This window comes from Croceibacterium selenioxidans (genome assembly GCF_018599195.1).
Lineage (GTDB): Bacteria > Pseudomonadota > Alphaproteobacteria > Sphingomonadales > Sphingomonadaceae > Croceibacterium_A > Croceibacterium_A selenioxidans.
Genome location: NZ_JAHFVK010000002.1, coordinates 599,447 through 613,527, shown reverse-complemented (window position 1 = coordinate 613,527; position 14,081 = coordinate 599,447). Strand labels below are relative to the sequence as shown.

Annotated in this window: 13 protein-coding genes; 5 read left to right on the top strand and 8 right to left on the bottom strand. The window is 64.2% G+C overall.

From position 1 onward, the window contains the following. Positions 1-247: 247 nt before the first annotated feature. The 4 genes from KK137_RS11730 to KK137_RS11715 form a co-directional block, all read right to left on the bottom strand. Positions 248-439: a helix-turn-helix transcriptional regulator gene (locus KK137_RS11730; RefSeq protein ID WP_214536601.1), complete on the bottom strand. Its 192-nt coding sequence runs from the start codon at positions 437-439 to the stop codon at positions 248-250. Then, positions 436-852 carry a hypothetical protein gene (locus KK137_RS11725; RefSeq protein WP_214536600.1) on the bottom strand — a complete coding sequence of 139 codons (417 nt, stop codon included), beginning with the start codon at positions 850-852 and terminating at the stop codon, positions 436-438. Before KK137_RS11725 ends, KK137_RS11730 begins: the two co-directional genes overlap by 4 nt. A 3-nt stretch (positions 853-855) precedes the next feature. Continuing rightward, positions 856-1,032: a hypothetical protein gene (locus KK137_RS11720; RefSeq protein ID WP_214536599.1), complete on the bottom strand. Its 177-nt coding sequence runs from the start codon at positions 1,030-1,032 to the stop codon at positions 856-858. 135 nt (positions 1,033-1,167) lie between these two features. Then, complete coding sequence (locus KK137_RS11715; protein ID WP_214536598.1) at positions 1,168-3,252, bottom strand: TonB-dependent receptor; 2,085 nt, start codon at positions 3,250-3,252, stop codon at positions 1,168-1,170. A 140-nt stretch (positions 3,253-3,392) separates the two neighbouring features. Here KK137_RS11715 and KK137_RS11710 point away from each other — a divergent pair, with 140 nt between their 5' ends. Further along, a complete protein-coding gene (locus KK137_RS11710; RefSeq protein WP_214536597.1) occupies positions 3,393-4,613 on the top strand; it encodes a helix-turn-helix domain-containing protein in 1,221 nt (406 codons plus the stop codon). A gap of 104 nt (positions 4,614-4,717) precedes the next feature. Continuing rightward, on the top strand, positions 4,718-6,658 hold the full coding sequence (gene ftsH, locus KK137_RS11705; protein WP_250893833.1) for an ATP-dependent zinc metalloprotease FtsH: 1,941 nt from the start codon (positions 4,718-4,720) through the stop codon (positions 6,656-6,658). A gap of 43 nt (positions 6,659-6,701) precedes the next feature. On the opposite strand, the gene KK137_RS11700 is transcribed toward ftsH, so the two are convergent. The 3 genes from KK137_RS11700 to rpoZ all read right to left on the bottom strand — a co-directional run bounded on the left by KK137_RS11700 (position 6,702) and on the right by rpoZ (position 9,023). Further along, positions 6,702-7,748, bottom strand: a complete 1,047-nt coding sequence (locus tag KK137_RS11700; RefSeq protein ID WP_214536596.1) for a DUF3667 domain-containing protein — start codon at positions 7,746-7,748, stop codon at positions 6,702-6,704. 60 nt (positions 7,749-7,808) lie between these two features. Next, positions 7,809-8,546 carry a ParA family protein gene (locus KK137_RS11695; RefSeq protein WP_214536595.1) on the bottom strand — a complete coding sequence of 246 codons (738 nt, stop codon included), beginning with the start codon at positions 8,544-8,546 and terminating at the stop codon, positions 7,809-7,811. 132 nt (positions 8,547-8,678) lie between these two features. Continuing rightward, a complete protein-coding gene (gene rpoZ, locus KK137_RS11690) occupies positions 8,679-9,023 on the bottom strand; it encodes a DNA-directed RNA polymerase subunit omega (RefSeq protein WP_214536594.1) in 345 nt (114 codons plus the stop codon). 102 nt (positions 9,024-9,125) lie between these two features. Here rpoZ and KK137_RS11685 point away from each other — a divergent pair, with 102 nt between their 5' ends. Continuing rightward, complete coding sequence (locus KK137_RS11685) at positions 9,126-10,298, top strand: phospholipase D-like domain-containing protein (RefSeq protein WP_214536593.1); 1,173 nt, start codon at positions 9,126-9,128, stop codon at positions 10,296-10,298. Positions 10,299-10,387: 89 nt separating this feature from the next. Here KK137_RS11685 and KK137_RS11680 read toward each other — a convergent pair whose 3' ends face one another. Further along, entirely contained in the window at positions 10,388-11,896 is a 1,509-nt protein-coding gene (locus tag KK137_RS11680; RefSeq protein ID WP_214536592.1) for a replicative DNA helicase, read from the bottom strand. Between the two features lie 259 nt (positions 11,897-12,155). Here KK137_RS11680 and KK137_RS11675 point away from each other — a divergent pair, with 259 nt between their 5' ends. Together KK137_RS11675 and KK137_RS11670 are read left to right on the top strand one after the other, a co-directional pair. Further along, complete coding sequence (locus KK137_RS11675; RefSeq protein WP_250893832.1) at positions 12,156-12,590, top strand: MarR family winged helix-turn-helix transcriptional regulator; 435 nt, start codon at positions 12,156-12,158, stop codon at positions 12,588-12,590. A gap of 137 nt (positions 12,591-12,727) precedes the next feature. Further along, positions 12,728-13,999: a methyltransferase domain-containing protein gene (locus KK137_RS11670; RefSeq protein WP_338028057.1), complete on the top strand. Its 1,272-nt coding sequence runs from the start codon at positions 12,728-12,730 to the stop codon at positions 13,997-13,999. Positions 14,000-14,081 lie beyond the last annotated feature (82 nt).

Here is a 14,081-nt window from a genome sequence, read left to right as displayed (position 1 = left end):
TTTTGACAAGCGGGTTGCTATTTTATGTCGCGGTGTCGGTTTTGATCCCCAAATTCCAGGCGCTTGGTCATGTTGCACCGCACACGCGGAAGCTTTCACTCCGATTAACCGGAGCCGGCTTTGGGGGTTCCGGAACTAATCAATGACAGATTCGCGGCGGCACGGGGGCGGGGGCGCCGGGCCGGGGCCGTCTTGGGCCGAGTTGCGGACATTGGCGGAATTTGCGCCCCCGATCGTATGGGCAGACTCAATCGCGCAGGAAGATTTGCTCGATCGTGAGACCAAAAACGTCCGCAATGCGAAAGGCGAGCGGCAGCGACGGGTCGTACTTGCCGGTCTCGATCGCGTTGACGCTCTGACGCGAGACCTCTAGCCGGTCTGCCAGTTGCTGCTGGCTCCACTCCCGTTCGGCCCTGAGAACGCGCAGGCGATTCTTCACGGGCACTCGCCCCAGACGCCGTGGGTGATCCGGTTGGAGAACTGGCCGACGAACAGGCCGATGGCCCAGAGCACGACGATGTAGAAGGCCTCGACATGCTCGACGAGGTCGAACATCTCCAGGCATCCCCAGACGCTGGCCACGGCCAAGGCGAAACCGGCGGCAATGAGCTGCTGACGCACGGCCAGCATGCGCATGAACTCGTCCTGGGTCGCGGTGATCATGGAGAGTGTGTTGTAGAACATGCCAACCATCGCAAGTCCCGGAATCAACGCCACACCGAAAGCGATGGGGCGGGAGACCCCGACTTTGACGATCAGGTACCAAGCCGCAAAGATCCCCGCCGCGTAGATGGCGGTCACGACTAGGGTGCGGACAAGGTATTGCCGCCTCACGGGGGTAAACCGGCTCATGGTTCAGCCCTTCTTGGCCAGCGGACACGAACCGCGCCCGCTGACGGCCATCCATCCCGCGACGGGCAGTGCGATGAGCAGGGTCGTGGTCGAAGCCTGGTCGATCACGTCAAACATTCCCGCCAGCGCGACGCCGATAATGGCGGCAGCCCAGCAAAGTGCGTTCCGGTAGGAGTTCATTGGTCAAGCTCCCTTGCAATCATGTCAAGGAAGCTAGACTAAATTCAATGCATGTCAAGCGTCCTGGACATGTGCGCAAAAAAGGGGCCCGCCCACGGATGTGAGCGGGCCCGAAGTGTGAGCCGGGTGGGGGGCTCAGAAAGTCTTCTTAAATCCTACGCGCAACTGCCGCGGCTCGACGATGCGGCTCTGGCGCCCTTCGATTCCGTCGACCGGCTCGCCCGGGAGGCGCGTGGCGTAGAAGTAATCGATGTCGTGGGCCTTGCTGTCGAACAGGTTAAGCACCTCGCCATAGATCTCCCACCCCTTGTATCGGCTCGGCGTCCAGGCGGCGCGCAAGTTGACCAGGAGGGTCGGTTCACCACGTTCCGAGTTGTCCTCGATCAGCGCGTGTGGCCCGAGGTAGCGGAAGCGGATGGCGGCATTCCATTCGGGGAAGATGCTGGAAACGCCCAGTTCCCCAGCGCTTTCGAGCGCGCCTGGCACGTAGTTCTCGCCATCCGGAAGGCCGACGTAGCGCGCCTTCGATCCGGTCCAGACGCCGTCAAGGGCGAGCCAGCTGTTGGGCTTCCAGAATGCGGTCAGCTCATAGCCGTGGCGCCGGCCAGGATCGCTGGGTTCGACCGCGCCCGCGTCGCCGACGTAGATCAGCTCGCTGTCGATGTAACTCCACCAATAGACGCCGGTGAGGATCAGCCCGCCGCGTTCGAAGCGCGCCCCGACTTCCTTCATCGTTCCCTGCACCACACCGGGAGCGGGATCGATCGGGCTGGTCACGCCGCGGGAGTCGTTCGAATGGAATCCTTCGCCCCAATTGGCATAGAGCGCGACACCGTCGGCGACCTCGTAGTTGACGCCGATCTTGGGGAATACGCCGTGGTCCTTGACTAGGCCGTCCCAGCTGGCGTCGCCTTCGAGGGCGGTGGTACGGAAACGGTACCAGTCGCCCCGTAGGCCGCCAATCACCATCAGGCGGTCGACAGGGCGGACGATGGCCTCGGCATAGAAGGCGGCGCTCGATTCCTTGACGTCGAACGCGCCGACGGTGAAGTTCTTCACGCCGGCAATGGTCCGGTCGAGGCCAACGCGGGGCTGGGAGTCCTCCCGCAGCTCCGTACCGGCGCGGAGCGACAAGGCATCGTTCACCTCGACCGTCCGCTCGATACGGCCGCCGTAGGTCCAGCGCTTGTCATACTGTCGCAGCTGGTCGCCGTTGACCGGATCGTCGAGGAAGAAGGTGAAATTGGAGAGCAGGTTCCAGTCGTAGTGCTGGAGGTAGCCCGTGATGCGCCAGGTGTCCGACTTGTAGCCTACTGTCAGGATTTCCCGCTCGGTAGAGCCGCGCAAGGTGGGATCGAGCGTCCCATAGGCGTCGGTCACCAGGGTGCCGATCGCGCGCTCGGGGATCTGCTCGGTCGGGGCCCAGGTAGCGCTGTAGATGTTGAGCGAGGCCTGGAATTCGCCGTCGAACAGGGGGGCCGAGTACTTAAGCAGGCCCGAGTAGCCGTCATAGTCTTCCGGCAGATCCCACGGACCGTTGTTGTACTTGGCCTGGCCGACGAACAGCAGGTCGCCGCTGCCGACCTTCAGCGAGCCGCCCGCGACGAACCGGGCGTAATCGTACATGCCCACCTCGACCACCGCGAACGGGTCCATCTTGTCCCGCGTCGTGATGTAGCTGGAGCCGACGAAACCGAAGTCGCCGGTGTCGGCGCGGTAGGGACCCTTGCGGTAGTCGAGCCGCTCGACCGCCTCGGGGATCAGACCGTTGACGTCGAGGTACCCCTGGCCGTGGCCGTGGGTGCGGAAATTCATCGGCATGTCGTCGATGTAGACCGCGAAATCGGTGCCGTGGTCGAGGTTGAAGCCGCGCAGGAAGTACTGGTTGGCCTTGCCGCCACCGGAATGCTGGGTCGCGATCAGGCCCGGCGTCGCCTCCAGCAGCTCGGCCGGACGGAGGAGCGGACGGACTTCGATGTCTGCGCCGGCCACACCGCCTTCGCTGGCCGCGCCGGCCTGGCCGATGAGCCGTTCGGCGCGCCCGAAGACCAGGATCGTGTTGTCGGTCTCAGATGGCTTGTCGGCAGAATCGTCCTGCCCATCGGCAGCCGCATCGCCGGCTTTGTCCTGCGCCCATGTGGTGGCCGGAACCGACAAAAGCGCAACCGAAGCAACACCGGCAAGCATCGCCTGCCGGCCGGAAAACCCAATAAACCCCATGACTTGAAAAATCCCCATCCCTGTAGAGAGCAATGCGAGACTCGGATTGGTTGGGGCGGCTCGCCAAACCAAGTTAATTACGGTAATCCCTACGTTACATCGCGTTACACCGGGACGGGCCGCGTCTATGCGCCTTGGGGATGACCGAATTGGCTGAGGCACTATCGCAGGACGAAGCGGCATTCGCGGCGGAGGTTGGGCGGGTTCGCGCAAGCGGCACGCTCGGCGAGGGCGGGCGGCTGCTCGAACTGTTCGATTTCCTCGCGGGTCGTGGGGGCAACAAGCCCTCGGCCTCCCAAGCCGAAATCGCGGAAATGGTCTTCGGCCAGACCGAGGCGGGCGCAGATGACGCGACCGTACGGGTCTACATCCATCGCCTGCGCAAACGGCTCGAAGAGTTCTACGCCGCCAAGGGCGACGCTCCCGACGGCTCCCGGCTGACGCTACCCTCGGGGACCTACGCCCTCCGCCTGGTCCGCGCGGCGGGTGAGCCGGAGACGGAGGATGCCATCCAATCCTCGCGCCGGCCCCTAACCCTGATCATCGGTCTGGTCGCGGTGGCGGCGCTGGCGGCCGCCTTTTTCGCGGGCTGGGCCGTTCCCTGGCGTGACGAGGCGCCGCCAGCCAACGCCCTCTGGCAGCCGTTCATCGACTCCCCCCGCCCGAAGCTGATCGTCGTCGGCGACTACTACATGTTCGGCGAGATCGATTCCGTCTCCCCCGAACGCGGGCGTCTGATTCGCGACTTCCGGGTCAACTCGCCGAGCGACCTGATCCAGATGCAGGACCTGGAGCCGGAACGGTACGGCAACGCCGAAGATGTTGGGCTCAACTACCTGCCGTTCTCGGTCGCCTACGGCATCAGCGGCATCGCCCCGGTACTCGCGGGTGGCGGCAGCCAGGTCAGCGTAATCGCGGCCTCGGAGCTCGAGCCCGACATGCTCAACTACTTCGACGTGGTCTACGTCGGCCTGTTCAGCGGCATGGCGCTGCTTGAAGACGTGAACTTCATGGATTCGGGTTTCCAGATGGGCGAGAGCTACGATGAGGTGCTCGACAAGGCTTCCGGAAAGACCTTTACCAGCGGCGAGGCGCGCAGCCTGGCCTCACCAGCCTACTACTCCGATTTCGGGTACATCGCGCGGTTCCGCACGCCGAGCGGTGCCTTGGTCGCCATCGTGGCGGGCGCGCGCGACACCGGCCTGCGAGGTGTCGCGCCGATCGTCGCCGCACCGCGCCTTCCGGGCGACTTGGACAAGATAGCTCGCAAGGGTGATTTCGAGGCCTTGTTCCAGATAACCGGCCAGCAAGGGGCCGACCTCGCCGAAAAGCTGATACTGGCCCGGCCACGCGGCGATTGACGCCGCTCGGCGAAAGGTTGACGCGAACAGACGTACTGCGCACCCGTTAGCTTGCCATTCACAGGCGTAGACCTACATTGGCTGGCGAACGAAAAGGATTCCTGATGAGCGCCAATCGTGAGCCGGAAGGCAACGGCAACCCCTGGATGAAGAGCCTGCTCGTGTGGGGCGGGATTTTCCTCGCCCTCCTGCTGGTCGTTTCCATGGTCGGCGGCCCGCGCGAGACCGCCGGTACGCAGCTCCGTTATTCGGAGTTCCGCGAACGCGTGGCCGAAGGCAGCGTCGAGGAAGTCCAGATCGCGCCCGATCGCATCAGCGGCAAGCTCAAGAACGGCTCGACCTTCACCACCGTGCCGGTCCCCAACGACACCGAACTCACTCGCCTGCTCGATGACAGTGGCGTGAAGTATGCCGGCACCGCGCCGGAAGAACCCAATGTCCTGCTTTACATCCTGATCCAGTCGCTGCCGTTCCTGCTGATCCTCGGCGTGGCGTTCTTCGCCCTGCGCCAGGTGCAGAAGGGCGGCGGTTCGGGCGCCATGGGCTTCGGCAAGTCCAAGGCCAAGCTGCTGACCGAAAAGCAGGGCCGCGTGACGTTCGACGACGTGGCCGGCATCGACGAAGCGCGGGAGGAACTGCAGGAAATCGTCGAGTTCCTGCGCGATCCGCAGCGGTTCTCCAAGCTCGGAGGCCAGATCCCCAAGGGCGCGCTGCTGGTCGGCTCGCCCGGTACCGGCAAGACCCTGCTTGCCCGAGCCATCGCGGGTGAGGCGCGGGTGCCGTTCTTCACCATCTCGGGTTCGGACTTCGTCGAAATGTTCGTCGGCGTCGGTGCGAGCCGCGTGCGCGACATGTTCGAGCAGGCGAAGAAGAACGCCCCGTGCATCGTGTTCATCGACGAAATCGACGCCGTCGGCCGCCATCGCGGTCATGGCCTCGGCAACTCGAACGACGAGCGCGAACAGACTCTCAACCAGCTGCTGGTGGAGATGGACGGGTTCGAGGCCAATGAAGGCATCATCATCATCGCCGCGACCAACAGACCGGACGTGCTCGACCCGGCGCTTCTGCGCCCGGGCCGTTTCGACCGCCAGGTCGTCGTGCCGATCCCCGATATCGATGGTCGCGAGAAGATCCTCTCCGTTCACATGAAGAAGGTGCCGCTGGCGCCGGACGTCAATGCGCGCACCATCGCTCGCGGTACGCCCGGCTTCTCCGGTGCCGATCTGGCCAACCTCGTGAACGAGGCTGCGCTGCTCGCCGCGAGGCGCAACAAGCGTCTGGTGGCGATGCAGGAATTCGAAGACGCCAAGGACAAGGTCATGATGGGCGCCGAGCGCCGCAGCATGGTCATGACCGAGGACGAGAAGAAGATGACCGCCTATCACGAGGCAGGCCACGCGATCGTCTCGGTCAACGAGCCGGCTTCGGACCCGATCCACAAGGCCACGATCATTCCGCGCGGCCGTGCGCTGGGCATGGTCATGCGCCTGCCTGAGCGGGACAACTACTCATACCACCGCGACAAGATGCACGCGAACCTGTCGGTCAGCATGGGCGGCCGCGTGGCGGAAGAGATCATCTTCGGGCACGACAAGGTGTCGAGCGGCGCTTCGAGCGACATCCAGTACGCGACGAGCCTGGCGCGCAACATGGTCACCAAGTGGGGCATGTCCGATGCCATGGGCCCGCTCCAGTACGAGGAACAGGGCGAAGGCTACCTCGGCTATGGCGCGAACCAACGCGTCATGATGTCCGACGAGACCAGCAAGCAGATCGACAAGGAAATCCGCGCGCTGGTCGAAGGAGCTCACGCCCGCGCGACGGACATCCTGCGTACGCAGGAAGACAAGCTGCATCTCCTGGCCCAGGCGCTGCTCGAGTACGAGACGTTGACGGGTGACGAGATCAAGGCTCTGCTCGAAAACGGCAAGATCGACCGCCCGGACCAGCCCAGTGGCCCCGCGCCGGTGCGTCCGGTGCGCGGCTCGGCCATTCCCAAGGCCGGCAAGCGCTTCGGCGGCGAAGCTCCGCAAGGAGCGTGATAGCCGGGGCCCGTCCCCTCGCGGGCGGGCCCTTGCCGCTTCCTCAGGCCACCATCGCGCCGATGACCGCGGCAAACAGCCCGATCGCCACCCAGGCGAACAGGCTCAGCACCAGCATGCGCCAGATCGCCCCGAAACGTCCGAGCGCGTAAGTACCGCGCAGCTGCCGATACATGTGCCACGGGGCATAGAGCAGTAGCAGGAGCCCGACCGAGGTCAGGTTGAAGAAGATCAGCAGGCTGGCCACGGCCACCAGGGCGATCATGAAGCTGATCGAATAAGTCGCGAACACCGTATGGTCATAACCGCCGAAGCGGCGGCTGAAGGGAAACAGCAGCCACACGAACGGCACGCTCAGCGGGATCAGCATCCAGCTATATTTGTAGGCGCTGGTCTGGGCCTTGTAGATCGCCAGCTGCGGGTTCGCCTGGACGTGTTCGATCGCCTTGGTGATCGGGTTGCCCTTGGGTAGCGGGTTGGCTTCGAACCCCGCCTTGAAATTCTCTTCGAAGTTGCTTCCGACGCTTCCCAGGACCAGCCGCATCGCTTGCTGATCCCTCTGAATCTCGCCGACCTCCTCGTCGATGCGGGCCACTTCCTCCGCGTCACCCGCCAGGCGTGCGCGTTCGAGGCGCAAGTCGGCCAGCTGCTTCTCGTTGGACTCGTAGGCAACCTTCGCTTGCTCGACACCGGAAACGTTAGGCTTGAATGCGTCGGCGCCACCAAGCGCGCTGAACAGGGCGTAGCTCAGGAACACGACGAACAGGAACACCGCGACCGGGCTCACATAACTGACACGGCGCCCGTCGATATATTCCCGGGTGAGCTTGCCCGGGTTCCACACCAGCAACGGCAGCGTGCGCCAAGTCCGGCCTTCGAAGTGGAGCACGCCGTGGAGAAGGTCGTGGAAGAATGCGCCGAGCGTGCGGTGGACGTGCCCGCGCTGGCCGCAGGCGTGGCAGTGCGAGCCGACCAGCGGCGTTCCGCAGTTGAGGCAGGCGGCCTCGTGAGTGTGGCCATCGGCGGCTGGTTTCGCCTCTGTGCCCCCCGCTTCGAGCACCGCTACCGGTGCACCACTTTGTTCGTTCATGCTCTGCTCCGCCATCGAGGGAGCCTAGTCCAGCGTTCGGAAAGGCGAAAGAGCAGCACTCTAGACCTTGGGCTTGGCCAGCTTGCGCTCGATCGCGGTCCACAACTGGGCGAATGCCTTGGCCGCCGGGGACGAGGGGGCGAAAGCACCGAGCGGCTGCTGGCGCACCGCACATTGTTCGACCGCGCTGGCCATGGGAATCGCCGGCCAATTGGCGTTGTCCTCCCGCGCGGTGCGGTGGAGCGCACGGCGGGCGTCGGTCATCGAGAGGACCGGCAGCATCGGGGGATGGTCGGGGGCGTGGGTGCGGATCTCATCGGCCACGAGCTGGAACGCCCGCGAGGATAGCGGGGAGGGCGGCAAGGGCACGATCACGCAGTTCGCGGCACGAATGACCTGCGCGCTGATCTCGTTGAGCACCGGCGGGCAATCGAGAATGATCCGCTCGTAGTCCGAGGCTAGCGTTTCGGTCAGCTTGGCCAGGCGCCGTTTTTTGCCGATGCGGGCAAAGAGATTGTCGAGATCGCGCAGGGATTCGTCGGCCGGAAGCAGATCGAGCCGCTCGATCGAGGTGTGGCGGATCAAGTCGGCGGGGCGGGCGTCCTTGGCGAACAGGCTTTCGGCGCTGTGCTTCTTGCGCGGTTCGACACCGAACAGGAAACCGGCTCCGCCCGCCGCATCGAGATCCCATAACAGGGTCCGGCGGCAGGAGATGACGGCGGAGCACCACGCGAGATTGGCCGCGATAGTGGTCTTACCGACCCCGCCCTTGACGCTGTAGACCGCGATGACCGCCAACCGTCGCTCTCCCTTCAGGGAACAAGCCGTTGTGCCACGTCGGCGCCGGCTTGCAAGGTGTTGCCGGCACCAACGAAAAAGGGCCGCTCTTGAGAGCGGCCCCTAATTCGTGTTCGAACCTATCGGTCCGGATCAGCCGTCGTAGTCGCCGCCGACCGAGTTCGAGCGGGCCGGTGCGGCCGCCGAGAGGCGCATGGCCTCCGCCGACTGGCTCAGCGAACCGATGTCATCGGCCTCGTCTTCTTCGTCAGGCAGCACGCGCTGCAACGACTGGACCAGGCTTTCGTGCAGGACCTTGGGTCGCACGGTGATTTCAGCGATCTCACGCAGGGCGACGACCGGGTTCTTGTCGCGGTCGCGATCGAGCGTCAGTTCAGCACCGCCGGAAATCTCACGGGCGCGCTGGGCTGCAAGCAGGACCAGATCGAAACGGTTGGGAACCTTGTCGACGCAATCTTCGACAGTAACGCGCGCCATGAGCACTCCGGAATTTCGGGTTGTTCGGAAAGCGTTGCACTTAGGCGGGGAGGGCGGCGGAGTCAAGGTTTCGCACCGCCGCGATCTTGGTAGGAAGGGGGTATGGCCTCAAGCGACCTGCAGCCTGCGGACCCTGTAGACCCGGAACCCTTCGCCATCGAGGCGCAGGGCCATTCTCTGGCCTTCTTCCCCGGTGGGCAAGACAGGCTCGATGCCCTGCTCGATCTGATCGCCGGGGCCCAGACCCGTCTTCAGGTGGCGTTCTACATTTTCGCCACCGACAAGGCGGGCGTACTCGTGCGTGACGCGCTGACGGAAGCGGCTCGCCGCGGGGTGGACGTGCACGTGATTCTCGATGGCTTCGGTGCCGATGCCGACCGCCGGTTCTTCGCGCCGATGATCGAGGCCGGGGGCACGTTCAACTGCTTCATCGCCAAGTTCACGCGCCGCTATCTGATCCGCAACCACCAGAAGATCGTGATCGCTGACGGCAAGGTGGCGATGCTCGGCGGTTTCAATGTCGAGGACAGCTATTTCGCCCTCACCGGTGACAGGTGGAGCGACCTCGCCTTCACTGTCGAAGGACCGGTGGTCGAACGGATCGGGCAGTGGTTCTCGGAACTGGAGGACTGGGCCTCGCACCCCGATGCGCAGTTGCTCTCGATCCGCCGCAAGGTGCGTGAGTGGCGCGGCGGCACGGGCCCGGTGCAACTCCTGATCGGCGGGCCCACCGGCCGCCTCTCAAGCTGGGCGCGCAGTGTGAGCGCCGATCTTGTCGAGGGCGAGCGGCTCGACATGATCATGGCTTATTTCTCGCCCTCCCGGCGGCTCGCGAAGCGTATCCGCAGGATCGCGCGCAAGGGACGAACGCGGCTGCTGTTCCCGGCCAAGTCCGACAACGGCGCCACGATCGGCGCGGCGCGGGCCTATTACACCAGACTGCTCGAAGCCGGAGCGCGGATCTGGGAGTTCGAGCCGTGCAAACTGCACACCAAGCTGATCGTACTCGACGACGCGGTCTATCTCGGCAGCGCCAATTTCGACGCACGTAGCCTGTTCATCAACCTCGAGATCGTGCTGTTCATCCAAGACGCGGCGCTGGCGCGGCGCCTGAGCCAGTTCATGGAGAGCCTGCTTCCCGCCTCGATCGAAATCACTCCCGAACTGCACGCCAGCCGCGCAACTTGGTGGAATCGTTTACGCTGGCGTCTGTCGCGATTCCTGGTGGCGGCGGTGGACTATACCGTGACCCGGAGCCTTAATCTGGGGCAGTAAATGACTTGGTCCGCTCGTGCTGAGCTTGTCGAACCACCGGCTCAGGACCCCCACGGACCTTAGTTTCTAGGTACGCGAAGGCTCGCCCGTCACTCGAGGTCTTCACCTCGATATTCGCCGTCGGCGAGGTCGGAGAACTTGGTAATCTTGGGCTCGAAGCGCATGCGCACCTTGCCGGTGGCGCCGTGGCGTTGCTTGGCGATGATCAGCTCCGCAAGGCCGAAGACCCGCTCCATCTCGGCCTGCCATGCCGAGTGAGCCTCGTGCGCTTTCATGTCGTCGTCGCCCACCGGGACTTTCGGTTCGCGGGAGGCGACGTAATAGTCCTCGCGAAACACGAACCAGACCATGTCGGCGTCCTGTTCGATGGAACCGGACTCACGCAAGTCGGACAGCATCGGCCGCTTGTCCTCGCGCTGTTCGACCGCGCGGCTGAGCTGGGAGAGCGCGATCACCGGCACCTGCAGCTCCTTGGCCAGGGTCTTCAGGCCACGGCTGATCTCGGAGATTTCGTTGACGCGGTTGTCCTGGCTGCGACCGCTGCCCTGCAGCAGTTGCAGGTAGTCGACCACGATCAGGCCAATGTCGTGCCGCCGCTTGAGCCGCCGGGCGCGGGTGCGCAGCGCGCCGATCGTGAGCGCGGGCGTGTCGTCGATGAACAGCGGCAGCTCGGCCAGGCGCTGGCTCGCGTAGCTAAGCTGCTGGAAGTCGTCGCGGCTGATCTTGCCCATGCGCAGCGCTTCGCTGGGGATGGCCGCCTGTTCGGCCAGAATACGCGTGGCAAGCTGGTCGCACGACATTTCGAGGCTGAAGAAGGCCACCGGCGAACCGACCGACTTCTCGATGCCGTCACGCTGGTCGCGTAGCCAGCGGTCGGCGCAGTTGAAGGCGATGTTGGTCGCGAGCGAGGTCTTGCCCATGCCCGGACGCCCGGCGAGGATGATAAGGTCGGAATCGTGCAGGCCGCCGCATTTCTCGTTGATCGAGGACAGGCCGGTGGTCTTGCCCGAAACATGGCCGCCGGAATTGATCGCAGTCTCGATCATCTCCAGCGCCTTGCTCGTGGCGCCGCGGAAGCTCTCGGCCTCGCTGGCGCCGGAAGCGCCTTCAGCCACGCGGAACAGCGACGCTTCGGCCAGCTCGATCTGGCGCATCGGCTCGACTTCTTCCGAGGTATCGAGCGCGCCCTCGACCAGTTCGCGCCCGACGCTCACCAGTTCGCGCAGCAAGGCCAGGTCATAGATCTGTTGGGCCAATTCGCGCGGAGCCAGCAGGCCGTGTCCGTCGGCCGTCAAGCGCAAGAGGTAGCTGGTGCCACCAAGCTCGGTCATGGCCGGATCGCTCTCGAAATAGGGCTTCAGGGTCACCGGGGTGACGACCATCTGCCTGTCGATGAGGACCAGGATGCGTTCGAAAATCCGGCCGTGCAGCGGCTCGAAGAAATGCTCCGGCCGCACCGAGACGGGCAGCTCTTCGAGCACCCGGTTGTCGATCAGCACCGCACCGAGGAAGGCTGATTCGGCCTCCAGGTTCGCGGGGAGCGCCCGTCCGGCTGCGGCTTCTGTGGTAGGGTGATCGAGGACGGGGGTACTGGCCATGAGGTCCTGATGCGCTTGGTGGAGTCCGGCTTCAAGAGCCGCCGTGACGTGTCGGCCTGTGGATAGCGGGCACAAGCTTGCCCGGACCGGTGTTCCGCAGCGAGGGCAGCAGAGGGCGGCGGGAGCTCGGTGACACGAGCACGTGGCAGGCGGGGGTGGTCGCCGAACGGGCGATATTGAGAGCGAATCCGGAATAGCCATTGGACTCGACTTTTGGGCACGTGCGCGACGCCGTTATGTCGTCATACGATATTTATCGATGACTCAACTGATCATGAAGGCGATGGCCGTTGAACTGGGCGAAGCCGATTATGTGGCGCTCGCGGACATCCGATATTCGATCCGCGAGTTCCTGGCCTTCAGTGAGAAGAAGGCCGCCGATTGCGGCCTCACGCCGCAGCAACACCAGGCCTTGCTGGCCATCCGCGCCGCCCCGGTCGGAGCGGCAACTGTAGGCTATGTGGCGGAGCGGCTCATCCTCAAGCCGCACAGCGCCACCGGTCTCGTGGACCGGCTAGAGGCGCTCGGCCTGGTCAGCAGGCAAGTATCGGAGAGTGACCGCCGGCAGTCGCTCTTGCGGTTGAGCGACCGGGCGATTTCGATCCTCGCGAGGCTTAGTGTCACCCATCGCGAGGAAATCCTGCGCATTCGCCCTTTGCTCGTTCAATTGCTGTCGAACCTGGAGCACCGATGACGCTTTGCCCCGCGCCGGGATCGGCGAACCCTCATCGCTCGGGAACGGTCGAACACTTGAGATGTAGACACTTGACCGTGCCAATCGTGGAACTCGGGAGCTGAAAGCGGCCCATGTCTCGTTCCGAACTCGATCCAGTGGATTTCGAACAGGCGCGGGAGGAGCCCGAGGAGTGCCAGGACTCGGTGCTCGCATGCCAATACTGCCGTTCGCCCTTGAAGACCAACTGGGCGGACCTTGGTCTGCAACCCTTAGCGAACGATTACATGGGAACGCGGGCGGCGGCCCGAGCCGAACCCACCTATCCTCTCCACGCCCGCTTTTGTGACAATTGCCTTCTCGTGCAGGTCGACCGGGTCATCTCTCCGGAGACGATCTTTGGCAACTATGCCTATTTCTCGTCGAATTCGGCGAGCTGGCTGGCTCATTGCCAGCGTTACGCCGCCAGGATGGTCGAGCGATTTTCCCTCGGGCCAAAGGATCTCGTCGTGGAGATCGCGAGTAACGATGGGTATCTCCTGCAATATTTCATGTGTTCCGGCATCCCGGTCCTGGGGATCGAGCCCGCCGCCAATGTCGCCCGGGCCGCAACGGAGGCGGGCGTCCCGACGGAGGTGCTGTTCTTCGGCGAGGAGACCGCGAAGCAGCTAGTCGACCGTGGGCTCGCGGCCGATCATCTCAGTGCAAAGAATGTCCTGGCGCACGTGCCCGACATCGGTGACTTCGTGCGAGGTGTTGCGGTAATCCTGAAACCCGAGGCGGTATTCACCGTCGAGTTTCCCCACCTCCTGCGGACGATCGCGGGTTTGCAGTTCGATCAGATCTATCACGAACACTTCTGCTATCTGTCGTTGCTGGCGGTTGCTCGCATCCTAGGTGATCAGGGCCTTCGCGTGTTCGATGTCGAGGAGCTCGACACGCATGGCGGGTCGCTGCGCGTCTATGCGTGCCATCAGGACGCGCACCACCCAACGACTGATGCCGTGCAGGCCGTCATCGATGCCGAAATGGCCGCCCATCTTCACCGCCCGGCCGGCTATGACGGCTTTGAAGCCAGAATGCGGAAGGTGCGGGACGAATTTCTCGCGTTCCTCGAGCAAGCCCATCAAGCGGGAAAGGTGGTCGCCGGGTACGGCGCCGCAGCCAAGGCCAACACCTTCTTGAACTACTGCGGTCTGGCGGCCGCGAGCCTGCCGTTCATTGTCGATCGAAGTCCGGCCAAGGTCGGCCGATTCATGCCGGGCAGCGGGGTCAAGATTTTCGACGTGAGCGCCGTCGAGGATGTTCAACCCGACTATTTGCTGGTTCTGCCTTGGAATCTGCGACAAGAAGTCATGTCGCAAATGTCATTCATCACGGAATGGGGCGGGAAATTCGTCACGGCGATCCCCTACTTGCAGATCTTCTGAGCGCCGGGGCGAAGGGCGGCGCTCGCAGGCCACGCGCACCGCGACGCGATCACGGCCTGCTTGGCCGCATCCCCACGAGCCC

Bases quoted from the DNA above. Each gene is read 5' to 3' on its own strand.
- KK137_RS11715 (WP_214536598.1), bottom strand. From the start codon at position 3,252: ATGGGGTTTATTGGGTTTTCCGGCCGGCAGGCGATGCTTGCCGGTGTT.
- KK137_RS11725 (WP_214536600.1), bottom strand. From the start codon at position 852: ATGAGCCGGTTTACCCCCGTGAGGCGGCAATACCTTGTCCGCACCCTA.
- KK137_RS11700 (WP_214536596.1), bottom strand. From the start codon at position 7,748: ATGAACGAACAAAGTGGTGCACCGGTAGCGGTGCTCGAAGCGGGGGGC.
- ftsH (WP_250893833.1), top strand. From the start codon at position 4,718: ATGAGCGCCAATCGTGAGCCGGAAGGCAACGGCAACCCCTGGATGAAG.
- rpoZ (WP_214536594.1), bottom strand. From the start codon at position 9,023: ATGGCGCGCGTTACTGTCGAAGATTGCGTCGACAAGGTTCCCAACCGT.
- KK137_RS11710 (WP_214536597.1), top strand. From the start codon at position 3,393: ATGACCGAATTGGCTGAGGCACTATCGCAGGACGAAGCGGCATTCGCG.
- KK137_RS11685 (WP_214536593.1), top strand. From the start codon at position 9,126: ATGGCCTCAAGCGACCTGCAGCCTGCGGACCCTGTAGACCCGGAACCC.
- KK137_RS11680 (WP_214536592.1), bottom strand. From the start codon at position 11,896: ATGGCCAGTACCCCCGTCCTCGATCACCCTACCACAGAAGCCGCAGCC.
- KK137_RS11720 (WP_214536599.1), bottom strand. From the start codon at position 1,032: ATGAACTCCTACCGGAACGCACTTTGCTGGGCTGCCGCCATTATCGGC.
- KK137_RS11675 (WP_250893832.1), top strand. From the start codon at position 12,156: ATGACTCAACTGATCATGAAGGCGATGGCCGTTGAACTGGGCGAAGCC.